Source organism: Streptomyces sp. NPDC055025, assembly GCF_053608565.1.
Map to the genome: position 1 here is coordinate 124,712 of NZ_JBSGVS010000012.1, position 24,817 is coordinate 149,528.

Sequence of the window (24,817 nt, forward strand, 5' to 3'; positions counted from 1 at the left end):
CCTCATCGGAGCCGGGGCCTCCAGCGGCGACCGGGTCCCCACCGGAAGCCGGGCCCCAGTTCGCACACTCCGCGTCAAGCCCGCCGACCCCGGCTCATCGCTCCTGAGGGTTACGACGCGGCGTGGCTACTACTCGCCACGCCCGGCCCCGAACCCCTGTGAGCTCCGGAATTCCGGGCCCCGCGGGGCCTTCCGGCGCCTTCGGAGCGTCATCACGGCCTGTCGTGGCGCGCACCATCCCTTACGAAGGGTTATGGTGGAAACCCCCCCTCGGGCCGGTCCGTATCCCCCCCACGGACCGGCCCGTTTTCTTGTCCGGCCCGCCCCGGCACGTGAAGGCGGACCCCCGACGCACGTCGAATCAGACTCCAAACGACCGGACGGGCCGACCACCTTCCCGTCGGCCCGCCCGGTCATGGACCGCGGAGCGTCAGCCCCGTCCGGCCCAGATGTTCGTGCCCTCGGTGTCCACCGCGAAGCTGTCGATCTCCTTGAGCTCATCGGCGGAGAGCGGTGCCCCGGCCAGCGCCGCGACATTCTCCTCCAGCTGCTTCACGCTCGAAGCGCCGATCAGCGCCGACGTCATCCGGGGGTCGCGCAGCACCCAGTTCAGCGCGAGCTGCGCCAGCGACTGATCCCTTCGCCGCGCGATCTCGTCCAGCCCGTTCAACCGGCGCGTGACCTCGTCCGACAGCAGATCCGGGTCGAGGGACTTGCCCTGCGTGGCCCGCGAACCCTCCGGAATCCCCTTCAGGTACTTGTTCGTCAGAAGTCCCTGGGCCAGCGGCACGAAGGAGATACAGCCCATCCCGGCCGCCTCCAGCGTGTCCAGCAGACCGTCGTCCTCGGTCCAGCGGTTGATCATCGAATAGGACGGCTGGTGGATGAGCGCGGGAACACCCATCTCCTTCAGCAGCCGGGCCGCCTCCGCGGTCTGCTCCGCGGTGTACGACGACACACCGACGTACAGCGCCTTGCCCTGCCGCACGGCGGAGGCCAGCGCGCCCATCGTCTCCTCGAGCGGAGTATCCGGGTCGAATCGGTGCGAGTAGAAGATATCGACGTAATCGAGGCCCATCCGGTCCAGGGAGGCGTCGAGCGACGACAGGAGATACTTGCGCGAACCCCATTCACCGTAAGGTCCGGGATGCATGAGATATCCGGCCTTGGTGGAAATGATGAGTTCGTCACGATAGGCCGAGAAGTCCTGCGCGAAGATCTTGCCGAAATTCAGCTCGGCGGATCCCGCCGGGGGCCCGTAGTTGTTCGCCAGATCGAAGTGCGTGACGCCCAGATCGAAGGCGCGGCGCAGGATGGCGCGCTGCGAATCGAGGGTCCGGTCGTCACCGAAGTTGTGCCAGAGGCCGAGCGAGATCGCGGGCAGTTTCAGGCCGCTGCGTCCGCTGCGCCGGTACTCCATGGAGTCGTACCGGTCGTCGGCTGCGAGGTAAGGGGGAAAATCAGTCACGGTTCATTCCTTATCACGGACTTCTGACAGACCGGGTTGGGTCCCTGTGGGGGCCGCGCAGTAATGTGACGGCTTCGGGGTTCCAGGGCCGGCCCCAGGATCCCGCCGGCGGACGCGCCGGTCCCCATGGAATCGAGAGGTGGACTCAGTGAACTTGCGCGACCTGGTGTACGGGCTCTACGCACGCCGGGTGGAAGGCCGCCTCGATCATGCCCAGGTGCCCAAGCACATCGGCGTCATCCTCGACGGCAACCGCCGCTGGGCGAAGGCGTCCGGCGGCACGGCCGAGCAGGGACACAAGGCCGGAGCCAGCAAGATCCAGGAACTCCTCGGCTGGTGCTCCGAGACCAATGTGGAGGTCGTCACACTCTGGCTGCTCTCCACGGACAATCTCGACCGTCCCGAGGACGAGCTGATCCCCCTTCTCGGCATCATCGAGAACGCGGTCCGCGCCCTGGCGGCCGACGGCCGCTGGCGGGTCCATCACGTCGGCACGCTGGACCTGCTTCCCGGCCGTACGCAGATGGTCCTCAAGGAGGCCGAGCAGGCCACCATCGGCAACAAGGGAATACTCGTCAATGTCGCCGTGGGTTACGGCGGCAGGCAGGAGATCGCGGACGCGGTCCGCTCCCTGTTGACGGACCACGCGAACAAGGGCACCACCTTCGAGGAGCTCGCCGAGATCGTCGACACCGACCTGATCTCGTCCCATCTCTACACCCGTGGCCAGCCGGACCCCGACCTGGTCATCCGCACCAGCGGTGAGCAGCGTCTGTCCGGTTTCATGCTCTGGCAGAGCGCCCACTCGGAGTACTACTTCTGCGAAGTCTTCTGGCCCGCCTTCCGCAAGGTCGACTTCCTGCGCGCCCTGCGTGACTACGCGGCGCGCCACCGCCGCTACGGAACCTGACCTTCCGCTCCTTCCCGGCGCAAGGGCCCCGTACTAGGCTGTACGGGTCCTTTCGCGAGGCCTCGCGGCGCGTCGTTCCCGGGGGGCCCGCAGGGGCGTCCGGGCGCCGTCGAGGGCCGTGGCAGGCGCCCCGCGAGGGTCGCGCGGACCCCTCGCCGGGCCGTCACGCACCCGCTTCACCTGTGGTTCACCAGGCGTCCGTCATATGCCGTGGCATGGCCGCGCGTGTTCGAGGGAATACCTCCTCCAGGTCGATGTCCGAAAGCCAGGTCCGTGGATGTCGCATCTCAGCGGACGGCATGGGGCCGTCCGCCCGGGAGGCCCTTTGCACCAGGACGACCGTGCGGTCAGACGTACGGGCGACATGGAGGGCCGGAGCTCGGCCCGCGCATGGGGCCCGAGCCCGGCCCACCCGCCCGCGACGCCGTCGCACCCCGACCTCATTCGAGGGGGTACGTCCTTCCGTGGTGACCAGCACAAAGCGCCGCATGCCCGACAGGCGCACCTATGTTCTCGACACCAGCGTCCTGCTGGCCGATCCGAACGCCATGTCCCGCTTCGACGAGCACGAGGTAGTGCTGCCGATCGTGGTGATCACGGAGTTGGAGGCCAAGAGGCACCATCCGGAACTCGGCTATTTCGCCCGGCAGGTTCTGCGCCTGCTCGACGACTTCCGGGTCCGGTACGGCCGTCTCGACGCCCCCATTCCGCTGGGCGACCTGGGCGGCACGATGCGTGTCGAGCTCAACCACTCTGATCCCGGCATCCTGCCCGCCGGCTTCCGTCTGGGGGACAACGACTCACGGATCCTCGCGGTCGCGCGCAATCTCCAGGCCGAGGGGTACGACGTCACGGTCGTCTCCAAGGACCTGCCGCTGCGCATCAAGGCGTCGTCGGTCGGCCTCCTCGCCGAGGAGTACCGCGCCGAGCTCGCCATCACCGACTCCTCCGGCTGGACCGGGATGAGCGAGCTGACGCTCGCCGCGGACCAGGTCGACCTCCTCTTCACCGAGGAGTCGCTCTATGTGCCCGAGGCGAGCGAGCTGCCCGTGCACACCGGGCTGGTGCTCCAGTCCGAGCGCGGCAAGGCGCTCGGCCGGGTCACGGCCGAGGGCAATGTCCGGCTCGTCCGCGGCGACCGTGAGGCCTTCGGGATCCACGGCCGCAGCGCCGAGCAGCGCATCGCCCTCGATCTCCTCCTCGACCCCGACATCGGCATCGTGTCGATGGGCGGCCGGGCCGGCACCGGCAAGTCGGCGCTGGCCCTCTGCGCGGGCCTGGAGGCGGTCCTGGAGCGCCGGCAGCATCAGAAGGTGATGGTCTTCCGGCCGCTGTACGCGGTGGGCGGGCAGGAGCTGGGCTATCTGCCCGGCACCGAGGCCGAGAAGATGAGCCCGTGGGCACAGGCGGTCTTCGACACGCTCTCGGCGGTCGCGGGCCGCGAGGTGATCGAGGAGGTGCTGGGGCGCGGCATGCTCGAAGTGCTGCCGCTCACCCATATCCGGGGACGCTCCCTGCACGACGCGTTCGTCATCGTCGACGAGGCCCAGTCCCTGGAGCGGAATGTCCTGCTGACCGTTCTCTCCAGGATCGGGGCGAACTCCCGGGTGGTGCTGACCCACGACGTGGCGCAGCGCGACAATCTGCGGGTGGGCCGGTACGACGGAATTGTCGCGGTCGTCGAGAAGCTGAAGGGTCATCCGCTTTTCGCGCATGTCACCCTGACCCGCTCCGAGCGCTCGCAGATCGCGGCGCTGGTGACCGAAATGTTGGAGGACGGTCAGATCTAGGCCGTATCGCCACAGTTCACGCCGCCCGGCAGAGCGCAACAGCTTAGCCGGGCGGCGTTGTGCCGTGCGGCTCTTTCCTTTTTCTCCCCGGCCAAAACAGAGTGTGAGCTTTCCCACGCAACGAAGAATTGCCTCATGGCGTTGCCTTCCGGCAGAGTCTTGCTTCCGTCAGGCCCCGCATGCGGCACACGCGCACCCCCAGTGGTGCTGCACCACACAACTCCACAACTGCCGCCGTATGCCGCCCGTGCACCACGCGGCAGTCCCCGCAAGGGGGTTGCCCACCGGGCCCGTGTCTCCCGTGACCCAGTAGTGCGGAGGCCAGTGCCAGGGGCACGATCGCGTCCGTGAGGTCACGTACACGGGCGATGCTGGAAGGACACCGTGTGAGCCGGATCTCGGTCCGGGGATTCGCCGTGGCATCGGCCACCGCGGTCACCACCGTCGGCGCTGTCGTGGGTGTCGCCTCGGGCGACCCCCAGGTTTCGGGCGACAATTTCGAGGCGGCCGCAGCCGACACGACGCTCCTCGCAGACATTCCCGCGGGCCAGCAGGCGCAGGTGCAGACCGCGTCGTTGACCCAGCAGGCCGACGTGCAGGCCGCGGCGGCCGACGCGTCCGCGAAGAAGTCCGCGGAGGAAGCGGCCCGTATCCAGGCCGCCAAGGACGCCAAGGCGAAGAAGGAGGCCGCCGACGACGAGGTCGAGCGCGAGCGGGAGGCCAAGGAGGCGGCCGAGCGCGCGAGCCGTGACGAGGTGCGTTCCGCCTCCTCGTTCGCGGCGCAGAGCTCGTACACCGTGGCCCAGGTCCAGGCGATCGCACGGCAGATGATCCCCGCCGATCAGTTCCAGTGCTTCAGCAACATCGTGGACCACGAGTCCGGCTGGAACTACCAGGCGCAGAACCCGTCCTCCGGCGCGTACGGTCTGATGCAGGCGCTGCCCGGCTCGAAGATGTCCTCGGCCGGCGCCGACTGGCAGACCAACCCGGCCACCCAGATCAAGTGGGGCCTGAGCTACATGAACTCGGACCGCTACGGCAGCCCCTGTGCCGCCTGGTCGTTCTGGCAGGCCAACAACTGGTACTAGCCGAGCACACCGGTTCCGCCCGGCGCTCAACCTCATGAAGCCCCCCGCCGTCCTACGGCAGGGGGCTTCACCCTTGTATACGGCTTCACCCGTGTACGGTCGATTCGAACATCTTCGGGGAAGCACATGGGGCGAAGGACGGGGGGAAGAGGAAACATCATGTCGAGAGTGCCGGCGTGGCTCAGCCAGATGGGTACGGGACTGACGCGAATGGGTGAGCAGCTGGAACGGCGCAGGGCCGCGGCCGCGGCCGACGAACCCCCGGTGCCGGTCGCCGTGCCCGCCCCCGCCCCCGCGCCCGAATCCGTCCCGCCGCCCCCTTCGTACGCCCCCGCCGTCTCCGCCAAGCCCGACCCCGTCTCCGCCATCCCCTGGGGTATGCGGGTCGCGGGCGAGGCCGCCTGGCGGCTGCTCGTCCTCGCCGGGACGGTCTGGGTGCTGATGCGCGTCATCAGCGCCGTACAGCTCGTCGTCATGGCCTTCGTCGCCGCCCTGCTCATCACCGCGCTGCTCCAGCCCACGGTCGCCTGGCTCAAACGGCTGGGGGTGCCGCGCGGAGTGGCCACCGCCCTCACGGCGATCGCCGGATTCGTCCTCATGGGGCTGGTCGGCTGGTTCGTCGTGTGGCAGGTCGTGGAGAACATCGACGATCTCTCCAACCGGGTCACGGACGGTATCGAGGAGCTGAAGCGCTGGCTGCTCAACAGCCCGTTCCATGTGACCGAGGACCAGATCAACGACATCGCGAAGAGCCTGAGCGACGCCATCGGCTCCAATACCGAGGAGATCACCTCCGCCGGGCTCCAGGGCGTGACGGTGATCGTGGAGCTGCTGACCGGTATCTTCCTCGCGATGTTCTCGACGCTCTTCCTGCTGTACGACGGCAAGAAGGTCTGGCAGTGGTCGCTCAAGCTGGTCCCGGCCCAGGCGCGTGAGGGCGTCGCGGGAGCCGGGCCGCGCGCCTGGCACACCCTGACCGCCTATGTGCGCGGCACGGTGATCGTGGCGCTGATCGACGCGCTCTTCATCGGGCTCGGGCTCTACTTCCTCGAAGTCCCGCTGGCCGTCCCGCTGGCGGTAATCATCTTCCTCGGGGCGTTCATCCCGCTGGTCGGGGCGGTGATCTCGGGGGCGCTGGCCGTGGTCGTGGCGCTGGTGACGCAGGATGTGTTCACCGCCCTGATGGTCCTGCTCATCGTGCTCGGGGTGCAGCAGATCGAGGGCCATGTCCTCCAGCCGTTCATCCTGGGCCGCGCGGTGCGGGTGCATCCGCTCGCGGTGGTCCTCGCCGTCGCTGCGGGCGGCCTGGTCGCGGGTATCGCCGGGGCGGTGGTCGCGGTGCCGCTGGTGGCGGTCACCAACACCGTTGTCGGTTATCTCCGCGCCTACAGCGCGGAACGGGACCTGCGGCACCCGGCGCCGCCGGCCGACACGGCGGCGCGGGAGCCCGAGCCGGTCATGGCGTCCGCCGCGGCGCCCCCGAGCACACCGGCGGTCGCCGAGGGCACGGACGGCCGGGAATGATCTCCGAGCCGGAACTGGAAGGCACCGGGGACGATCCGCCGGACGGCCCGTCCCGGGCCACGCCCTCCGTACCGGCTCCCCGGACGGGCGATGACGCACCGCCGCCGGCCTCCGGTCCCGGTGCCTCGTCCGGCCCCGGCACCGTCGGTGAGTCCGAGACGATCGTCGGCCGGAGCCCGTCCCGGCTGCTCCAGCTGCCCCGTCTCTCCCGGCTGCCGTCCCAGCGGACGCCCTGGCCGTGGGCGCTCGGCGGCGCGCTCGTCGCCTCCGCCGTCTGGGCCGCCGGACTGTACGCGTACGGCGGGACCGAGCCGGATCTGGGCGGTTACCAGGTCAGCCGTGATCTCTGCCAGGACGCGGAACTTCCGGCCATGTCGGCCCTGCTCGGCAAACGGCAGTTCCCGAGGGCGGCGGTGGACGAACAGCTCGCGATCGACCGGGCCTTCTGCAGTCTGACACTGATGGCGGGCCGGCGGAACGAGGTCAAGAACGACTCCCGTCCGGTCGCGTACGTCGGCGTCGACATCGACTACTCGCTGCACAAGCGGACCGATCCGGGCCCCGAGTTCGACGCGACGGTGACGCGGCTCGCTCCCGACGGAGCGCTGGAGCGGCGGGTCATGCGGATACCGGACCTGGGCGAGCGCGCCTATATGGTGACGGACCCCTCGGGTGATTCCCCGGAGCTGAAGGTCCTCGACGGCCAGGCGGTGCTCACGATCACGGTCAGCCAGGCCGTCAACTATGCCGTGAACCCCGCCACCGGCGATCTCAAGGCGCCCGGTGCGATCGACTTCTCCGGTGTCCAGCCCGCCATGGTCGAGGACATGAGGGACCTGATGGACGCGCTCAAGCGATAGCACCGGCGGGCGCCGGAGCCGTACGGCCGGTACAGCGCCGGAGCCGTACGGCCGGTACAGCGCCGGAGCCGTACGGCCGGTACAGCGCCGGCCCGTACGTACAGCCCGTACAGCCCGTACAGCTCGAAGGGTCCCGAGGACACCCTCCTCGGGACCCTTCCGCGTACTCCCGGCCACCGGGTCGCCCGACCCGGTCGCCCGGCCCCACTCCGCTGACGCGTCCTACCCGCCCGCGCCCTCGCCCGCGCCCGCGGCTTCGGCCTCGGCGAGTACGGCCTCCGCGTCCAGCGTCGTACCGACCGCCTGGATCACCGATGCGATCTTGAACGCCTCCTGGACCGTCTCCCGGTCCGCGCCCGCCTTGCGCAGCGCCCGCTCGTGCGAGTCCAGGCACTGACCGCAGCCGTTGACGGCGGAGACGGCGAGCGACCACAGTTCGAAGTCGATCTTCTCCACACCCGGGTTGCCGAGCACATTCATCCGCAGCCCCGCGCGGAGCTTCCCGTACTCGGGGTCCGACAGGAGATGCCGGGTCCGGTAGAAGACGTTGTTCATCGCCATCACGGCCGCGGCCGACTTGGCGGCGGTGTACGCCTCGGGGCTCAGCCGGGCCCTGGCCTCCGGCTCCAGCGCCAGGAGCACCGCCCGTGAGCGCGAGGCGATCGCACAGACCAGCACCGTGCCCCAGAGCCGCTGCGGCGGCAGCTCGCTGTTGCCGATGACCGAACCGAGGTTCAGCCGCAGGTCCTTGGCGTACTCCGGTATGGCCGCCTTGAGTTCGTCGAGTCCCACAGGGATCACTCGCCCGACAGGAGCGCGACGGGGTCGAGGGTGTCCTCGCCCTTGTTCCAGTTGCACGGACACAGCTCGTCGGTCTGGAGGGCGTCGAGCACCCGCAGAACCTCCCTGGGGTTACGGCCCACGGAACCGGCGGTCACCATCGTGAACTGGATCTCGTCGGACGGGTCGACGACGAGGACGGCGCGCCGCGCGAAGCCGTTCTCGTCCTCGATGCCCAGCGCGCGCATCAACTCGTGCCTGGAGTCGGCCATCATCGGGAAGGGCAGATCGCGCAGGTCCGTGTGGTCCTTGCGCCAGGCGTGGTGCACATACGCGGAGTCGCCCGAGAAGCCGAGGACTTGGGCCTCACGGTCGGCGAACTCGTCGTTCAGCCGGCCGAAGGCCGCGATCTCCGTCGGGCACACGAAGGTGAAGTCCTTGGGCCAGGCGAAGTAGATCTTCCACTTGCCCTCGTAGGTCTTGTGATTGATCTCCTCGAACTCCTTGCCGCTCTCCAGCGAGACACAGGCGGTCAGTTCGAACGAGGGGAACTTGTCACCAACAGTGAGCACACACTCTCCTTGTGGGGGACGGAAATACCGTTTTGGGGTCTTCCGGAGGGTTGTACGGATCACTGATGGTGGCACAGAGGACATCGATCACAGAAATGGCCGAACCGGTGCGATCCCGGACGGCCGGTCACTCCGACCGCAGTCCCTCCGGCCGTGTCATCCGCCACAACGGCGGCAGACTCGCCAGGGTCACCAGCAGGATCACCGCGGCGCCCGCGCCCGCGAAGGGCAGGAAGACCCACCAGTCGGTGAACGGCTTGGCGACCATACGCAGCAGGACGGCACCGAGCGTCAGCCCGCCCGCGGTCGCCAGCACCGTGCCGAGCACCACCGGCACGGCGGTCTGCCACAGCACCGACCAGGCGAGGGTCGAGCGGCGCGTGCCGAACGCGACCAGCACCGACATCAGCCGTCTGCGCTCGCGCAGCTGCTCGATCTGCGAGACCAGCATGCTCGCCGCGATCAGTCCCATCGTGGCGGTGCCGCCGATCAGCAGCCCCTTGCGCACACTGGCGTACTTGGCGTCCCGTTCCACCGCCCTGACCGTCCGCACCCGCGCCGTCGGATCGAGACGCGCCGCCGTGTTCCGTATGTACTCCTCGGCGTCCGGCACCCGGTCGTCGGTCCGGATCGTGGCCCTGGTCGTGGCCATGGCCAGCAGCTCGGTGCCGATGGAGCCGGGTGTCGCCAGGATGCCGTCGGTCTCCCGGCCCACCGGGTCCTTCCGCGCCGGCACCGTACGGGCCGACGCCGGCAGCGTCCACAGCAGGGATCCCGAACCGTCGTCCACGGACCGGGGATTGAGATCCACCCGCTCGCCGGGGCGGGCCGTCCTGTCGGTCCAGTCGTTCTGTTCCCTCCGTCCCGTCAGATGGGAGACGAAGGCGTCCCCGTCCCGGCAGGACGGCAGTTCGGCGAGTTCGCGCAGGGTGGCGCAGCTTCCGACGGTCAGCGAGGTGGTGGGCCGGATCTCGTCCGCGGCCACGCGCCCCGGCCGGATCACAAAGCTCTCGACGGTGCCGACGACCGCCTTCACGCCCGGGGTGTCACGGAAGCCGTCGATCATCCGCTGGGCCAGCTCCCCGCTGCCGTACGACGCGGTGACCGCGATGTCGGCCCGCGCCGGGTCCTCCCCGGTGGGGTGGAGGAAGGCCTGATGGACCCCGGTGGACACCATCTGGAGCGCGATGGCCCCCGCCACCGCGACGGTGATGCCGCTGACCGCGCGCGCCGCCGAGCCGCTGCCGAGCTGGAGCCGGCGCACGGCGAGCTGCCAGGGCACGGGGCCGCCGCGCAGCCCGCCCACCACCGCCTCCACCAGCCAGGGCAGCAGGGTGGTCAGACCGACCAGCACCAGGATCGCCCCGGCGGCGATCGGATACGGATCGACCGCCACCGAACTCTCGTCGACGGTCCCGACCCGGGCCAGGACCACCACACCGGCGACCGGCGGCAGCAGCCGCCACCACAGCCGGCGGCGCCGGGGGACGGTGCTCCGTACGACGCCCAGCGGCTCGATGGTCACCGAACGCAGCGCGACCAGCGTCACCGCGACGGCCGCGGCCGGTACGCCCACCGCGACGAGGGCGCCGAGCGCCGGTACGGGGACCAGATCGGCCGGGAAGGCGCTCAGACTCCACAGCCGCACCCCGCCCGCCGACGGCCGGGCGGCCAGAAAGAGCAGAAACCCCGTCAGCACCCCCAGCACCGCGCCGAAGAGGGCCTCTCCGGCGGCGATCCGCCGGGTGGTCCTGATGTCGGCGCCCACCAGCCGCAGCGCGGCGAGCCTGCGGTCCCTGCGCTCGCCGCCGAAGCGCACGGCGGTGGCGATGAAGATGGTCACCGGCACCAGCAGGACGACGGCGATCAGTACGACCAGGACCACCAGGAGGGGTTCCATCGGGTCGGGCGCCCTGTCGTCGCCGTAACCGGCCGTCCGCCGACCGCCCCTGTCCACGGTGAGTGTGTCGCTGCCCGCGTAGAAGTACAGCTCCTCGGGGTCGAGCAGACCGGGGTCGCCGATGGTGCCGGTGATCCGGTGGCCGAGCCGCTCCTTGAGGAGGGCGCCGCCGGGCGAGGCGAGCAGCTCCCGCAGGGCGGGCGAGACCAGCATCTCGTGGGGACCGGGCGGCTTCGTCACACCGGGCGGCAGGGGCGGGTGCGCGCCGTCCGGGCGCAGGAACCGGCCGCCCACGCTCTCACCCCGGTACTCGGTCCCGGCCTCGGTCCACACGAGGGTGGTGTCCGAGCGTTCCACCGGGGTGCCGGAGATCTCCTCCAGCGTGGCGCGCGCATGGGTTCGGGCCTCGCGCGCGTCGATCGCGCGCGGTACGGAGGCGGCGAAGAAGAGCAGGGCCACGCCGAGCCCGACGCCGAGCGCGGTCAGTGCCGTACGGGCCCAGCCCTCGCGTCCGCCCGCCGCGGCGAAGCGTATGCCGAGCCCGAGATCCCGTATCCAGGAGCCGGGACCAGGCGCCCGGACCGTCCCGGGACCGGGCGCCCGGACCGTCATACGGTGTACTCCGCGTCGCGTGACTTCCCGTCGCGTATGACGACCTCCCGGTCCGAGTAGGCGGCGACCCGCGCCTCATGGGTGACGAGTACGACGGCGGCGCCCGTGGATCGGGCCGCTGCCGTCAGCATCTCCATCACCCGCTCCCCGCCGTAGGAGTCGAGCGCGCCGGTCGGCTCGTCGGCGAAGATCACCCGTGGGGAGGTGACCAGCGCACGGGCGACCGCCACCCGCTGCCCCTGTCCGCCGGAGACCTCGCCGGGACGCTGGTCCCTCAGCTCCGCGACCTCCAGCCGCTCCAGCCACTCCAGGGCGGCGCGCTCGGCGTCCTTGCGCCGGGCGCCGCCCAGCCGCAGCGGCAGCGCGACATTCTCCACGCAGGTCAGTTCGGGCACGAGTTGGCCGAACTGGAACACGAAGCCGAAGTCCGTACGGCGCAGGGTGCTCAGCTCGGCGTCCGGCAGACCGGTCAGGGCGCGGCCCCGATAGGTGATGCTGCCCGCGTCGGGCCGGACGATCCCGGCGAGGCAGTGCAGCAGGGTCGACTTTCCCGAGCCCGAGGGGCCCATGACGGCGACGACCTCACCGGGGTGGACCGAGAACGAGACGCCGTCGAGCGCGGGGGTCGGACCGTACGACTTGCGCAGCTCCTCGGCGGCGAGCAGGGAGCCGCCGGGCGTCACGGCCTGACCGCCGCGGCGAGCTTGTCCAGCCGGGTGGCGGTCAGCTCCAGCCAGCGCAGATCCGCCTCCAGATGGAACAGGGCGTGGTCGCAGATGAGCTGGTCGGCGAGATCGCCCTCGCGTTTGCGCGCGGTGAGGTCACGCATCATCCGCAGATGCTCGGCGCGCTGGGTGTCGAGCAGCTCGGCGGCGCCGCGGCCCGTCAGCAACGCGATGACGATCTTCGTGTAGAGCACCGACTGAAGATACGGCTCGGGCTTCTCCGGCTGCCCGAGCCACCGCTCGACATCGGTGACACCGGCGTCGGTGATCGCGTACCGCTTGCGCTCGGGGCCGCCACCGGTCTCCACGCCGTCGACGGCGACGAGCCCGTTCTTCAGCAGCCGGGACATGGTCGAGTAGACCTGACCGTAGTGGAGGGGCCGGTCATGACCGAACCGCTGGTCGAAGGCGCGCTTGAGGTCGTAGCCATGACGCGGCCCGGACTCCAGGAGCCCGAGAAGGGTGTGCCCGATTGACATACGAGCACTATACGCGCTGTGTATAGCGGGTAGGCCTCCCGGTGGAGTCCGCCGGGAGGCCTGCCGCGGTCACCCGTCCTGGCCGGGCGGCGAGGGGGGTGGTGTCGCCTTCGGGGGGCGGCCCCGGCGGGGGATCGGAGCCGCGTCGCCCGGGAGGCGGCCCGCGTCCGCCAGGGACCGGCGGAGCAGGAACTCGATCTGCGCGTTGGCGCTGCGCAGTTCGTCGGACGCCCAGCGTGCCAGGGCGTCGTACACCGCCGGATCCAGTCGCAGGAGCACCTGCTTGCGTTCGGTCACTGGTAAAGCGTGCCCGTGTTCACGACCGGCTGCGCCGAGCGGTCCCCGCACAACACCACCAGCAGATTGCTCACCATCGCGGCCTTGCGCTCCGAGTCCAGTTCCACGATGTCCTGCTCGGTGAGCCGGGTCAGCGCCGCCTCGACCATGCCGACCGCGCCGTCCACGATCTGCCTGCGGGCCGCCACGACCGCGCCCGCCTGCTGGCGCTGGAGCATCGCCGAGGCGATCTCGGGGGCGTAGGCGAGATGTGTGAAGCGGGACTCGATGATGTCGACACCGGCCGCCTCCGCCCGTGCGCGGAGTTCGACGGCGAGCTTCTCGGTGATCTCCTCGGCGTTGCCGCGCAGCGACAGGCCTTCCTCGTCGTGGTTGTCGTAGGGGTACTCGATGGCGATGTGCCGTACGGCGGCCTCGGTCTGGGTGGAGACGAACTCCAGGAAGTCGTCCACCTCGAACAGCGCCTGCGAGGTGTCCTTGACCCGCCAGACCACGACCGCGGCCAGTTCGATCGGGTTGCCGTAGGCGTCGTTGACCTTGAGGACCGGTGTCTCGTGGTTCCGTACCCGCGTCGAGATCTTGACGCGGGTGGTGAGCGGGTTCACCCAGCGCAGTCCGTCGGTGCGGACCGTGCCGCGGTAGCGGCCGAAGAGCTGGACCACCCGGGCCTCGCCCGGCGCCACCATGTTCAGTCCGCACAGGACGAGCACCGCGGCGACCACCACCAGCGAGCCGGTCACGATCACCGCCGACTTGGCGCCGGCCGAGTCGAGCAGCGCGCCGAAGATGATCAGGAGCGTGCCGGCGGCGAGGCCGAGCAGTCCGAGCAGCAGCGCGAGGGCGCCCCCGCTGCTCTGGGCCGAGTACTCCCGCACCTGCGGGTCCGGCATCTCCGGCAGATCGTCCACCGGAGTCTTCGTACTGGTCAGAGTCATCCCTATGCCCCGTTTCCGTGCTGGTCCGCGATCGTGCGGTAGCTAGCATTGTGCTAGCACATTATCGATTCTGGCAACCCTCGGGCCGTCTCATGAGTCGGTTCCATCGGGATGGGTGCGGATTGTCACGTCCGGAAAGTCAGGATCAATGCTCTTTGTCACAGCGGGCGGTGTTAGTTTTCTGAGCTGATCCCGATGAGCGAGCGTGAGTCCTGACCGATACGACCTGAGAGCGGAGCGACACGGCGATGGGCCGAGCTGAAGCCGGACGGGCGCGGGGGCGTGGCACGCGCCGGGCGCCGAAGCAGGGCGGCATACGCCGCTTCCTCACGCCGAAGAAGCTGCTCGGCACCTTCTTCGGGCTCTGCCTGCTCGGCATGGGCGGGTTCGTCGTGATCTATCTGCTCGTCCCGGTGCCGAGCGCCAACGCGCAGGCCGAGATGCAGAGCAACGTCTACAAGTACAGCGACGGCACGATCCTGGCCCGTACCGGCAAGATCAACCGCGAGATCGTCGGTCTGGAGCAGATACCCAAGGAGGTCCAGCAGACCTTCGTCGCCGCCGAGAACAAGACCTTCTACCAGGACGCCGGCGTCGACATCAAGGGCACGGCGCGCGGTCTGATGAACACCATCTCCGGCAAGGGCAAGCAGGGCGGCTCGACCATCACCCAGCAGTACGTCAAGAACTACTACCTCAACCAGGACCAGACGGTCACCCGCAAGCTCAAGGAGCTGGTGATCTCCCTGAAGGTGGACCGGAAGAAGGACAAGAACGAGATCCTCGCCGGGTACATCAACACCAGCTACTACGGCCGCGGCGCCTATGGGATCCAGGCCGCGGCCCAGGCGTACTACGGCGTCGACGCGGTCCGGCTGAATGTCGCCCAGGGCGCGTATCTCGCCGCGCTGCTCCAGGCCCCCAGCCAGTACGACTGGGCCGTGGCGGGCGACACCGGCAAGCGGCTGGTGACCGAGCGCTGGAACTATGTCCTCGACAACATGGTCGAGATGAAGTGGCTGGACGCGTCGGCCCGCTCCGGTCTGAAGTTCCCCGTACCGCACGAGCCCAAGGCTCCCCGTGGCATGGAGGGCCAGACCGGTTATCTGGTCGAGGCCGCCGACGACGAGCTGGCACGCCAGGGGGTCGACAAGGCGGACATCGACGCGGGCGGCTGGACGATCACGCTCAATATCGACAGGAAGCGGCAGCAGCAGCTGGAGAAGTCGGTCGACAAGGAGCTGGAGAGCAAGCTCGACCGCGAGAACAACAAGACGGACGCGACGGTGCAGGCGGGTGCGACCTCCGTGGACCCGAAGACCGGACGGGTCGTGGCGCTCTACGGCGGCACGAGCGCCACGAAACACTGGATCTCCAACGCCACCCGCGCGGACTACCAGCCCGCGTCGACCTTCAAGCCGGTCGTGCTCGCCTCCGCCCTGGAGAACGGCTCGAAGACCCAGGACGGCGAGAGGATCGGCGTCAACACGCGGTACGACGGCACCAGCAGACGGCCGGTCGTGGGCAGCGACACCCCCTTCGACCCGCAGAACGAGGACGACCAGGACTACGGCTGGGTGAACGTCCAGACCGCCATGAACAAGTCCATCAACTCCGTCTTCGCGCAGATGGTGGTCGATGTCACCCCCGCCAAGGTCAAGCGGACCGCGCTGGCCCTCGGAATGCCGGACGGCAAGGCCTTCCCCGAGCGCCCCGCCATCACACTCGGCACGATGAACGCCTCCACCTGGGACATGGCGGGCGTCTACGCGACGCTCGACAACCACGGCAGGAAGGTCACCCCGGCGATCGTGAAGTCGGCCTCGCACAAGGACCGTACGGTCGAGCTGCCCGACCCGGTCGGCAAGCAGGCGGTCAGCCGGGAGACGGCCGACACCGTGACCCGTGTGCTGCAAGGCGTCGTGGACAACGGCTCGGGCTTCGAGGCCGATACGTCCGCCTATGACGCGGCGGGCAAGACGGGTACCTCGGAGAAGAACAAATCCGCCTGGTTCGCCGCCTACACCCCCCAGCTCACCACGGTCGTCGCGCTCTTCGGCGAGTCCACCAAGGAGGGCGGCGAGCAGGTCAGTCTGACCGGCACCGCCAACAGCGGCCGTGCCAACGGCGGCGGCTTCCCCGCCAGGATCTGGGCGGACTACACGCTCGGCGCGCTGGACGGCGGCTCGGACGCGCGGTTCGATCTGCGGATCACCGAGCCCGTACGCGAGGAGCCGACGATGACGCCCAGCGAGACGGTACCGAGCGAGACGCCCAGCTCCGAGCCGCCGTCACCGTCCGAGCCCCCCGAGCAGGAGCCGCAGCCGCCGGCGGAGACCCCGAGCGAGAGCGCGCCCCAGACGCCCGAGGAGAGCCCGCCGGCCAGCGAGCCCGGTCCCGGGGAGTCCAGCAGCGGCGAGCCCGACGGCGGGGAGACCGGCGGTGTCCCCTCCGGCGGCGTACACACCCCGCGGATCCGTCCCACGCGCTGACCGAGGGCGGCCGACGCGGCTCGCGGAGGGCGGCCGAAGGGCTGACGGAGGGCGGCCCATGGGGGGCCGCCCTCCGCGTCGGATGTGTCTGCCGGAAGGCCGGACGCGCCGGTCAGCCGCCGTTCATCTTGTTGGCGATGCGGTCGCCGATCACCTTGTCGATATTGCGCCAGTACTGGATCGCCCGGTCGAGCACCGGCCGGGACACGCCCTGGGCGAGATGCCCGCTGACGTTCGACACCAGCCGGTCGCGCGCGGCGTCGTCCAGGACCTCGCGGACCTGTGTGCCCGCCTGGCCCCAGTCGTCGTCCTCGCGGTGCAGCTTGTACGCCTCGCGCACCATCTCGCCCGCCGCGGCCCAGCCCGCCGGGTCGCCGAAGCGCTCCGTGTCGGCCGCGGGACCGCCGTACGAGTTCGGCGCGTACGGCCTGGCCGCCGTCGACGGCTCGTACCGCATCGGTCCGTCCTTGGCGTACGAGCGCACCGGCACCCGCGGCCGGTTCGGCGGGAGCTGGGTGTAGTTCGGGCCGATGCGGTAGCGGTGCGTGTCCGGGTACGAGAAGAGCCGCCCGAGCAGCATCTTGTCCGGCGACGGGCCGATGCCCGGCACCAGATTCGAGGGCTCGAACGCCGCCTGCTCGATATGGACGAAGTAGTCGTCCGGATTCTTGTCGAGCGTCATCCGGCCCACATCGATCAGCGGGTAGTCGGCGTGCGGCCACACCTTGGTCAGATCGAACGGATTGAACCGGTAGTCGGCCGCGTCCTCGAACGGCATGATCTGGACCTTCAGGCTCCAGGTCGGCGCGTTCCCCGACTCGATCGACTCGTACAGATCGCGGCGGTGGTGGTCCCCGTCCGTACCGGCCATCAGATCGGCGTCGGCCTGGGTGAAGTAGTCGATGCCCTGGTCGGTCTTGAAGTGGTACTTCACCCAGAACCGCTCGCCCGCGCCGTTCACCCACATATAGGTGTGCGAGCTGTAGCCGTTCATATGCCGGAAGGACTTCGGAATGCCCCGGTCGCCCATCAGCCAGGTGACCATGTGCGCGGACTCGGGGGAGAGGGTCCAGAAGTCCCACTGCATGTCGTTGTTGCGCAGCCCGGTGGCCGGGTGGCGCTTCTGCGAGCGGATGAAGTCCTGGAACTTGCTCGGGTCACGGACGAAGAAGACCGGCGTGTTGTTGCCGACCATGTCGTAGTTGCCCAGTTCGGTGTAGAACTTCAGCGCGAAGCCGCGGGGGTCGCGCCAGGTGTCGGGCGAGCCCATCTCGCCGGCCACCGTGGAGAACCGGGCCAGCATCTCCGTGCGCCTGCCCGGCTGGAACAGATCGGCCTTGGTGAACTGGCTGACGTCGTTCGTCACCTCGAAGACGCCGTACGCGCCCGCGCCCTTGGCGTGGACCACGCGTTCGGGGACCCGTTCCCGGTTGAACTGGGCCATTTTCTCGATCAGATAGTGGTCTTGCAGCAGGATCGGCCCGTCGGGACTGATGGTGAGCGAGTATTCGTCGCTCTCCACCGGGATGCCGACGTTGTTGGTGGTGTAAGCCGTCCTGGGGGATGACCCGCTCACGAACGTCCTCCCGTCGATTGCAGGCCCGGGAAACCGGGGGCGCCCCGGGGAATGGCAGCGTTCATTGAGAGCGCCTTCCCCAGTCAAGCCCTCCCACACCATGTCGGCAACATCTATATTTGTCCTTCTTGGTCCCTTTGGTGGTCTTTGTCGTTTCTGATCGGCATCGGTGCCGGCCGACTTATCCGGATCACATCCGGGTCGGCAGCTCGAACCAGACCACCTTCCCGGTGGACAGCCGCGTGGCTCCCCAGCGCCGCGCCAGCCGGTTGACCAGGAACAGTCCCCGTCCGCTCTCGTCCGTGTCCCGGGCCCGCCGCTGCCGGGGGAGCTGCGGCGAATCGTCCCCGACCTCACAGCGCAGTACATCCGTACGGAGCAGCCTCAGGGTCACCGGACGCTCGGCGTACCGCACGGCATTGGTGACGACCTCGCTGATCAGCAGCTCGACCGAGTCGCTCAGCTCCTCCAGGTCCCAGCGGGCCAGCGCCCTCCTGGCCAGCCGCCGGGCCCGTCCCGGAGCGGCGTCCTCCGGGTCCAGGAACCAGTACGCCACATCGCTCGGCGCGATCCCGTCGAAGCGGGCGGCGAGCAGCGCGATGTCGTCGTCACGGTCGCCGGGGCCCAGGACGTCGAGGACGTCGTCGCAGAGCGCCTCCAGCGGCGGCGAGTGATCCGGCCCGGTGAGCTGCGCGGCGGCCGCGAGCCGCTCCCGGAGCTGCTCGATCCCCGTCCATACGTCGCGCAGCCGCGACTCGACGAGCCCGTCCGTGTAGAGCAGCAGGGTCGCCCCGGCGGGCGCGTCCAGCTCGACGGCCTCGAAGTCCACCCCGCCGACGCCGATCGGCGCACCCGGCGGCACCCGGAGCACCTCGGCCCGGCCGCCGAGATGCAGCAGTATGGGCGGTGGATGGCCCGCGTTGGCGATGGTGATCCGGTGCGAGACCGGGTCGTAGACCGCGTAGAGGCAGGTCGCCATCCGGTCCGAGCCGAGCCGCTGCGCCTGCTCGTCGAGATGGTGCAGCACCTCCTGCGGCGGCAGATCCAGACCGGCGAGGGTCTGCGCCGTCGTACGGAGCTGGCCCATGATCGCGGCGGAGGTCATGGAGTGGCCCATGACATCGCCGACGACCAGGGCGACCCGGCTGCCGGGCAGCGGGATCGCGTCGTACCAGTCACCGCCGACCCGGGCGGTCTCGGCGGCCGGGAGATAGCGGGAGGCCAGCCGGACCCCGGTGGGCTGCGGCAGATTCTCCGGCAGCATCGTGCGCTGGAGCTCGTCGGCGATATACGCCTCGCGCCCGTACAGCACCGCCTTGTCGATCCCGAGCGCCGTGTGCGTGGCGAGCTGCGCCGCGACCAGCAGATCGTTCGGCTCGAAGGCGGCGCGGTCGGGCCTGCGCAGAAAGACGGCCGCGCCGATGACGCGCCGGCGTCCGCGCAGCGGCGCGAGGATCGCGCGGTGACCGGTCGGTACGGTGCGGTCGGCGCCCAGCAGCTCCGGCAGCGCGGCGCGGGCCGCGGCGGAGTCGCCGAAGACCGGGCGCACGCCCCGCAGGACCTCGGAGAGCGCACCGCCCGAGCCGACCTCGCACAGCTCCGCGGCCGGCATCACATCCGACTGGGGGTCGAGGATCGGCAGCCGGAGCGCGTCGCTGACCTGGAGCGGGATACCGCCGGTCTCGGTGTCCTCGTCGGTCAGCCGCAGCCGGTCGGTGCGCCGCAGCCGCAGGACGAAGGGCGACACCGGGCGCTCGTCGCCGACGGGCAGCGGATCGCGGAGATAGACGAGTATGGCGTCGGAGAACGTCGGCACGGTCGCGCGGCAGAGTCCGAGCACGATCTCGTCCAGGTCTATGCCGCGCGCGATACGGCGCGTCGCGGCGCCCACGAAGCGCAGCCGGTCGCCCTCGCGGCGCGCCGTCGCCGTGGGGTCGGGCGCGGGCGCGGGCGGCGGCACGGAGGGCCCCGGCATCCCGGAGGCGCCCGCCTCCTGCCGCGGGCGCGTGCGTTCCTGCGGCCGGGCAGCCAGCGGCTGCCTGCCTTCGTGGGAGGGTGGGTGCTCCGTCACGCGTGGGATTCCGTCCGTCCGGGCCGGTGGTGCGATGCGGTCACTGCGACCGGGTCGGACCCCGGCCGTGCCGTTTCCCGCCGGGGTCTGCGCCCGGACCGTGTTCGGTGTCCGGTGCGGCTCGGGACACCCGGGGGCGTCTGGTGGTTCCTGCTGGGCCCGCGGCACATGGCTCCTCCACCCCCTCGTAGTGACTCACGGTCGTCATGACGTGCGGTCGTAGCGGCTAACGGTGTGACGTCTGGTGACATGCGGTGTGACTAGCGGTCAGGCCGGTTGCTGTGCACACCCGTTGCCCCGGTGCAGTCTTCCGGAGGACGATCCTACGTTTGAACCCTGGGGGCACATCAAGGGTCTCATGACGTCGGCTGCGACGCCCCTGTGATCACGGTCTTGGTCAGCACGGTTCCAGCCACGCGGACCGCTTCCGGCCATGTCTTTGGTCATGTCTTCGGCGGTAAGGAGAGCTGTCCGTACGACTGTACGAAGAGCTGTGCGGGCAGCCGCGCGGCGGGGCGCTCAACGGGCCTGTACCCGGGCGCACTCCGGAGCCCGGTCCCAGTCGTCGGGCAGCTCGGGCACCGGCCAGTGGGGCTCGGGCCGCCAGTGCTCCCAGCCGTCGCGGAACGGCGCGCCCCAGCCGTTGACGACCTCGATCGCCGCGAGCCCCGCCTCCCTGACCCGGCGTGCCTGGGCGGGCCCCATCAGCCCGTCCTGCTGGGCCTGGGCGAACTCGTCCTCGTCGCGCCACCGCCAGCTCCGGTCGGGGAAGACGTCGATGTCGAGGAAGTGGTCCTCCGAGTCGACGCCACCGGCCCAGCGGGTGCGGGGCTCCTCCAGATTCACGTACCAGTTCTGGAACCGCCAGTCGCGCTCCCACCACAGCCACACCGACCATGGCTCACCGGGCCGCGCCAGCTTCAGCACGCCCATTCCGTACCACCGGTCACGCACCACCGTGCGCGGTGTGGTGTAGCGGGTCGCCAGCGGCTCGTTCTGGATCGGCGAGCCGTCCGCGAGGGCCGGCTTCATACACGGTGTGTCCGGCGCCAGCCAGGCGGCGAGCAGTTCGGCGGAGTCCTCGACGACCGTGACGGGACGGCAGATGTGCACCCGATCACCGGCGTTCTCCCGGTACCGCCACAGAATCTGTGTGCCGGGCGCCCAGTGCCCGGCCGCCGCCGTCTCTGTCATGCGCAGATCCTAGGCCCGCTCGCTCACGGGCGGGTCATCCGCAGTACGTCCAGTGCCTCGTCGAGCTGTTCCAGGGTCAGATCCCCGCGCTCCACATAGCCGAGCTCCAGGACCGTCTCCCGGATCGTGCGGTGTTCGGCCAGGGACTTCTTGGCGACCTTCGCCGCCTCCTCGTACCCGATGTACTTGTTCAGCGGGGTGACGACGGAGGGCGACGACTCGGCGTACCCACGGGCCCGTTCGACGTGCGCGACGATGCCGTCGACCGTACGGTCCGCCAGCAGCCGGGACACGTTGGCCAGCAGCCGTACGGACTCCAGGAGGTTCTTGGCGATCACCGGGAGCATCACGTTCAGCTCGAAGTTCCCCGCGGCGCCGGCCGCCGCGACCGTGGCGTCATTTCCGGTGACCTGCGCCGCGACCATCAGCACGGCCTCCGGGATCACCGGATTGACCTTGCCGGGCATGATCGAGGAGCCGGGCTGGAGATCCGGGAGGCTGATCTCGGCCAGTCCGGTGCGCGGTCCCGAGGCCATCCAGCGCAGATCGTTGGAGATCTTGGTGAGGGAGACCGCCAGCGTACGGAGCTGTCCCGAGGTCTCCACGAGCCCGTCGCGCGCCCCCTGCGCCTCGAAGTGGTTACGGGCCTCCGTCAGCGGCAGTCCCGTGGCGCGGGCCACCTCCGCGATCACCGCGGCGGAGAAGTCGGGCGGGGTGTTGATACCGGTGCCCACCGCCGTACCGCCGAGGGGCAGTTCGGCGAGCCGGGGGAGGGATGCGGTCAGCCGCTCCACCGCGTATCGGATCTGCGCGGCGTAACCGCCGAACTCCTGGCCCAGCGTGACGGGCGTGGCGTCCATCAGATGCGTACGGCCCGACTTGACCACCGAGCCGAACTCCCCGGCCTTGCGCTCCAGGGCGGCGGCCAGGTGCTCCAGCGCCGGGATCAGCTCGCCGGTGACGGCGGCGGTCGCGGCGATATGGATGCTGGACGGGAAGACGTCGTTGGAGCTCTGCGACGCGTTGACATGGTCGTTCGGATGGACCTCACGGCCGAGACGCTCGGTGGCGAGTGTGGCGAGCACCTCATTCGTGTTCATGTTCGAGGAGGTACCTGAGCCCGTCTGGAAGACGTCCACCGGGAAGTGCTCGTCCCAGCGGCCCGCGGCGACCTCGGCCGCCGCGTCCTGGACGGCGTCGGCGATGTCCTTGTCGATCACCCCGAGATCGGCGTTGACCTTGGCGGCGGCGGCCTTGATCCGGGCCAGGGCCTCGATATGGGCACGCTCCAGACGCTGGCCCGAGATGGGGAAGTTCTCCACCGCGCGCTGTGTCTGGGCGCGCCACTTGGCGTGCGCGGGGACCTGTACCTCACCCATGGAGTCGTGCTCGGTGCGGTACTGGATCTCGTCGGTCGTCATCGTCGTCGTACCTCCTGCAAGAAGAGCGTCCGGCCGCACCGTGGTGTTCCCGGGAAGCGTTCCCACGAAAGGGTGACGGCGGGCCGGGGCGACGGCACGGCGGGGCGGGCCGGGGTCAGACGAGCCCGGGGCCGCGGACCGGAATGCTGGTGAACGTGGGCGCCGGAGCCGGTTCGGTGAAGAAGTCGTTCCCCTTGTCGTCCACGACGATGAACGCGGGGAAGTCCTCCACCTCGATCCTCCAGACCGCCTCCATCCCCAGCTCCTCGTACTCGACGACCTCGACCTTCTTGATGCAGTCCCGCGCGAGCCGCGCCGCCGGGCCGCCGATCGAGCCCAGGTAGAAGCCGCCGTGCGCGCCGCAGGCGTCGGTGACCTGCTTCGAACGGTTGCCCTTGGCGAGCATCACCTTCGAGCCGCCCGCCGCCTGGAACTGCTCCACGTACGAGTCCATCCGGCCGGCCGTCGTCGGGCCGAAGGATCCCGACGCGTACCCCTCGGGCGTCTTCGCCGGGCCCGCGTAGTACACCGGGTGGTCCTTCAGGTACTGCGGCATCTCCTCGCCCGCGTCCAGCCGCTCCTTGATCTTGGCGTGCGCGATGTCACGGGCGACCACGAGCGGCCCGGTGAGCGAGAGCCGGGTCTTGACCGGATACTTCGTCAACTCGGCGAGCACATCGTCCATCGGACGGTTGAGATCGACCCGTACGACGTCGCCGCCCTCGTCCAGGTGCTCGTCCGTGGTGTCCGGCAGGAAGCGCGCCGGGTCGGTCTCCAGCTGTTCGAGGAAGACACCCTCCGCGGTGATCTTGGCGACGGCCTGGCGGTCGGCCGAGCAGGAGACGGCGATCGCGACCGGCAGCGAGGCACCGTGGCGCGGCAGGCGCACCACCCGTACGTCGTGGCAGAAGTACTTGCCGCCGAACTGCGCGCCGATACCGATCCGCTGCGTCAGCTCGAAGACCTTCTCCTCCAGCTCCTTGTCACGGAAGCCATGACCGGTCGGGGAACCCTCGGACGGCAATTCGTCCAGATAGTGCGCGGAGGCGTACTTCGCGGTCTTCAGGGCGAACTCGGCCGATGTACCGCCCACGACGATCGCCAAGTGGTAGGGCGGGCAGGCGGCCGTACCCAGCGAACGAATCTTCTCCTCCAGGAACTTCATCATGGAGGCCTCGTTGAGAACCGCCTTGGTCTCCTGGTAGAGGAACGACTTGTTGGCGGAGCCGCCGCCCTTCGCCATGAAGAGGAACTTGTACGCGCCGCCGTCGGTCGCGTACAGCTCGATCTGCGCGGGCAGGTTCGAGCCGGTGTTCTTCTCCTCCCACATGGTGAGCGGGGCCATCTGCGAATAACGCAGATTCAACTTGGTGTACGCGTCGTAGATACCGTGCGAAAGGGCTTCCTCGTCGCCGCCCCGGGTCAGTACGTTCTGTCCGCGCTTGCCCATCACGATCGCCGTACCGGTGTCCTGGCACATCGGGAGAACACCCGCCGCCGCGATATTCGCGTTCTTCAGCAGATCGAGCGCCACGAACTTGTCGTTCGACGACGCCTCGGGGTCGTCCACGATCCGGCGGAGCTGGGCGAGATGGGCCGGGCGCAGATAGTGCGAGATGTCATGCATCGCCTCGGCGGCGAGGGTGCGCAGCGCCTCCGGCTCGACCTTGAGGAACGTACGCCCGTCGGCCTCGAAGGACGAGACACCCTCGGCGGTCACCAGCCGGTAGGGCGTGGTGTCCTCTCCCAGCGGCAGCAGATCGGAGTACGCAAACTCTGGCATTACGGCCATTCCTCACTCGACAGACGGCGGCGCGGCCTCCATTGGCGACGCGCCCTCCAGCGTAGGGCGCCGCATGGACACCGCGCTTGTGAGGTAGGGCTCAGTGCGAGGGGCCGGCGCGGCGACCGAGGCCGGCCGGCGTGGTGTTGTGGCGGCGGCGCGGCGGCTGCGGCGGTCGGTGCGGCGGCCGCGGGACTCCGCGCCGTGACTCGGACCGGACAAGCCCTAGGGCCTCTCGTTTGGATCTTGCTGGGCTCGCGTGCCCTGGTGCCGCGCCTCGCCGCGTTGTCGTCGGTCGCCTACGCTCCGCGTGGGCTCCCTCCTCCGCCTTGCGATCCAC

At 69.8% G+C, this 24,817-nt stretch carries 19 protein-coding genes; 6 read left to right on the plus strand and 13 right to left on the minus strand.

Annotated features, from left to right (window positions below; translation table 11 throughout):
• Positions 1–430: 430 nt before the first annotated feature.
• Positions 431–1,468 carry an L-glyceraldehyde 3-phosphate reductase gene (gene mgrA / locus ACWGDX_RS10490; RefSeq protein WP_453624168.1) on the minus strand — a complete coding sequence of 346 codons (1,038 nt, stop codon included), beginning with the start codon at positions 1,466–1,468 and terminating at the stop codon, positions 431–433.
• A gap of 148 nt (positions 1,469–1,616) precedes the next feature.
• Here mgrA and ACWGDX_RS10495 point away from each other — a divergent pair, with 148 nt between their 5' ends.
• The 5 genes from ACWGDX_RS10495 (at position 1,617) to ACWGDX_RS10515 (ending at position 7,640) form a co-directional block, all read left to right on the plus strand.
• Positions 1,617–2,378, plus strand: coding sequence for an isoprenyl transferase (locus ACWGDX_RS10495; protein ID WP_363080009.1), 762 nt, complete (start codon positions 1,617–1,619; stop codon positions 2,376–2,378).
• A gap of 464 nt (positions 2,379–2,842) precedes the next feature.
• Entirely contained in the window at positions 2,843–4,168 is a 1,326-nt protein-coding gene (locus ACWGDX_RS10500) for a PhoH family protein (protein ID WP_093598250.1), read from the plus strand.
• A 386-nt stretch (positions 4,169–4,554) separates the two neighbouring features.
• A complete protein-coding gene (locus tag ACWGDX_RS10505) occupies positions 4,555–5,256 on the plus strand; it encodes an aggregation-promoting factor C-terminal-like domain-containing protein (RefSeq protein ID WP_453624171.1) in 702 nt (233 codons plus the stop codon).
• A gap of 159 nt (positions 5,257–5,415) precedes the next feature.
• Entirely contained in the window at positions 5,416–6,780 is a 1,365-nt protein-coding gene (locus tag ACWGDX_RS10510; RefSeq protein ID WP_453624173.1) for an AI-2E family transporter, read from the plus strand.
• Positions 6,777–7,640 (plus strand): hypothetical protein, encoded by an 864-nt coding sequence (locus tag ACWGDX_RS10515; RefSeq protein WP_453624175.1) that lies wholly within the window; start codon positions 6,777–6,779, stop codon positions 7,638–7,640. Before ACWGDX_RS10510 ends, ACWGDX_RS10515 begins: the two co-directional genes overlap by 4 nt.
• A gap of 222 nt (positions 7,641–7,862) precedes the next feature.
• Here ACWGDX_RS10515 and ACWGDX_RS10520 read toward each other — a convergent pair whose 3' ends face one another.
• The 7 genes from ACWGDX_RS10520 to ACWGDX_RS10550 form a co-directional block, all read right to left on the minus strand.
• The gene (locus ACWGDX_RS10520) at positions 7,863–8,432 is read right to left on the minus strand and encodes an alkyl hydroperoxide reductase (RefSeq protein WP_453624200.1); all 570 of its coding nucleotides are present in this window, start codon (positions 8,430–8,432) and stop codon (positions 7,863–7,865) included.
• A gap of 5 nt (positions 8,433–8,437) precedes the next feature.
• Positions 8,438–8,992 (minus strand): peroxiredoxin, encoded by a 555-nt coding sequence (locus ACWGDX_RS10525; RefSeq protein WP_453624177.1) that lies wholly within the window; start codon positions 8,990–8,992, stop codon positions 8,438–8,440.
• A gap of 127 nt (positions 8,993–9,119) precedes the next feature.
• A complete protein-coding gene (locus ACWGDX_RS10530) occupies positions 9,120–11,504 on the minus strand; it encodes an FtsX-like permease family protein (RefSeq protein WP_453624179.1) in 2,385 nt (794 codons plus the stop codon).
• Entirely contained in the window at positions 11,501–12,187 is a 687-nt protein-coding gene (locus tag ACWGDX_RS10535; protein ID WP_453624181.1) for an ABC transporter ATP-binding protein, read from the minus strand. Before ACWGDX_RS10535 ends, ACWGDX_RS10530 begins: the two co-directional genes overlap by 4 nt.
• Positions 12,184–12,708, minus strand: a complete 525-nt coding sequence (locus tag ACWGDX_RS10540) for a PadR family transcriptional regulator (protein WP_453624183.1) — start codon at positions 12,706–12,708, stop codon at positions 12,184–12,186. The genes ACWGDX_RS10535 and ACWGDX_RS10540 overlap by 4 nt, the downstream gene beginning before the upstream one ends.
• 69 nt (positions 12,709–12,777) lie before the next feature.
• The gene (locus ACWGDX_RS10545) at positions 12,778–13,056 is read right to left on the minus strand and encodes a hypothetical protein (protein WP_365902666.1); all 279 of its coding nucleotides are present in this window, start codon (positions 13,054–13,056) and stop codon (positions 12,778–12,780) included.
• Positions 13,002–13,940, minus strand: a complete 939-nt coding sequence (locus ACWGDX_RS10550; protein ID WP_453624185.1) for an SPFH domain-containing protein — start codon at positions 13,938–13,940, stop codon at positions 13,002–13,004. The genes ACWGDX_RS10545 and ACWGDX_RS10550 overlap by 55 nt, the downstream gene beginning before the upstream one ends.
• A gap of 248 nt (positions 13,941–14,188) precedes the next feature.
• Between ACWGDX_RS10550 and ACWGDX_RS10555 the strand changes: the two genes are divergently transcribed.
• Positions 14,189–16,432, plus strand: coding sequence for a transglycosylase domain-containing protein (locus ACWGDX_RS10555; RefSeq protein WP_453624187.1), 2,244 nt, complete (start codon positions 14,189–14,191; stop codon positions 16,430–16,432).
• A gap of 112 nt (positions 16,433–16,544) precedes the next feature.
• Here the strand turns inward: ACWGDX_RS10555 and ACWGDX_RS10560 are convergent, their stop codons facing one another.
• The 5 genes from ACWGDX_RS10560 to ACWGDX_RS10580 form a co-directional block, all read right to left on the minus strand.
• Positions 16,545–18,008, minus strand: coding sequence for a catalase (locus tag ACWGDX_RS10560; RefSeq protein WP_453624189.1), 1,464 nt, complete (start codon positions 18,006–18,008; stop codon positions 16,545–16,547).
• Between the two features lie 190 nt (positions 18,009–18,198).
• On the minus strand, positions 18,199–20,079 hold the full coding sequence (locus tag ACWGDX_RS10565) for a SpoIIE family protein phosphatase (RefSeq protein WP_453624190.1): 1,881 nt from the start codon (positions 20,077–20,079) through the stop codon (positions 18,199–18,201).
• 519 nt (positions 20,080–20,598) lie between these two features.
• Positions 20,599–21,273, minus strand: coding sequence for a cytidylyl-2-hydroxypropylphosphonate hydrolase (gene fomD / locus ACWGDX_RS10570; RefSeq protein ID WP_453624192.1), 675 nt, complete (start codon positions 21,271–21,273; stop codon positions 20,599–20,601).
• A gap of 23 nt (positions 21,274–21,296) precedes the next feature.
• A complete protein-coding gene (locus ACWGDX_RS10575; RefSeq protein ID WP_453624194.1) occupies positions 21,297–22,694 on the minus strand; it encodes a class II fumarate hydratase in 1,398 nt (465 codons plus the stop codon).
• A gap of 115 nt (positions 22,695–22,809) precedes the next feature.
• Positions 22,810–24,477, minus strand: a complete 1,668-nt coding sequence (locus ACWGDX_RS10580; RefSeq protein ID WP_453624196.1) for a fumarate hydratase — start codon at positions 24,475–24,477, stop codon at positions 22,810–22,812.
• Positions 24,478–24,817 lie beyond the last annotated feature (340 nt).

What these genes read in the sequence shown, in the direction of transcription:
- ACWGDX_RS10580 (WP_453624196.1), bottom strand. Translation starts at nt 24,477, where the DNA reads ATGCCAGAGTTTGCGTACTCCGATCTGCTGCCGCTGGGAGAGGACACC.
- ACWGDX_RS10540 (WP_453624183.1), bottom strand. Translation starts at nt 12,708, where the DNA reads ATGTCAATCGGGCACACCCTTCTCGGGCTCCTGGAGTCCGGGCCGCGT.
- ACWGDX_RS10530 (WP_453624179.1), bottom strand. Translation starts at nt 11,504, where the DNA reads ATGACGGTCCGGGCGCCCGGTCCCGGGACGGTCCGGGCGCCTGGTCCC.
- ACWGDX_RS10515 (WP_453624175.1), top strand. Translation starts at nt 6,777, where the DNA reads ATGATCTCCGAGCCGGAACTGGAAGGCACCGGGGACGATCCGCCGGAC.
- fomD (WP_453624192.1), bottom strand. Translation starts at nt 21,273, where the DNA reads ATGACAGAGACGGCGGCGGCCGGGCACTGGGCGCCCGGCACACAGATT.
- ACWGDX_RS10575 (WP_453624194.1), bottom strand. Translation starts at nt 22,694, where the DNA reads ATGACGACCGACGAGATCCAGTACCGCACCGAGCACGACTCCATGGGT.
- ACWGDX_RS10555 (WP_453624187.1), top strand. Translation starts at nt 14,189, where the DNA reads ATGGGCCGAGCTGAAGCCGGACGGGCGCGGGGGCGTGGCACGCGCCGG.
- ACWGDX_RS10510 (WP_453624173.1), top strand. Translation starts at nt 5,416, where the DNA reads ATGTCGAGAGTGCCGGCGTGGCTCAGCCAGATGGGTACGGGACTGACG.
- ACWGDX_RS10550 (WP_453624185.1), bottom strand. Translation starts at nt 13,940, where the DNA reads ATGACTCTGACCAGTACGAAGACTCCGGTGGACGATCTGCCGGAGATG.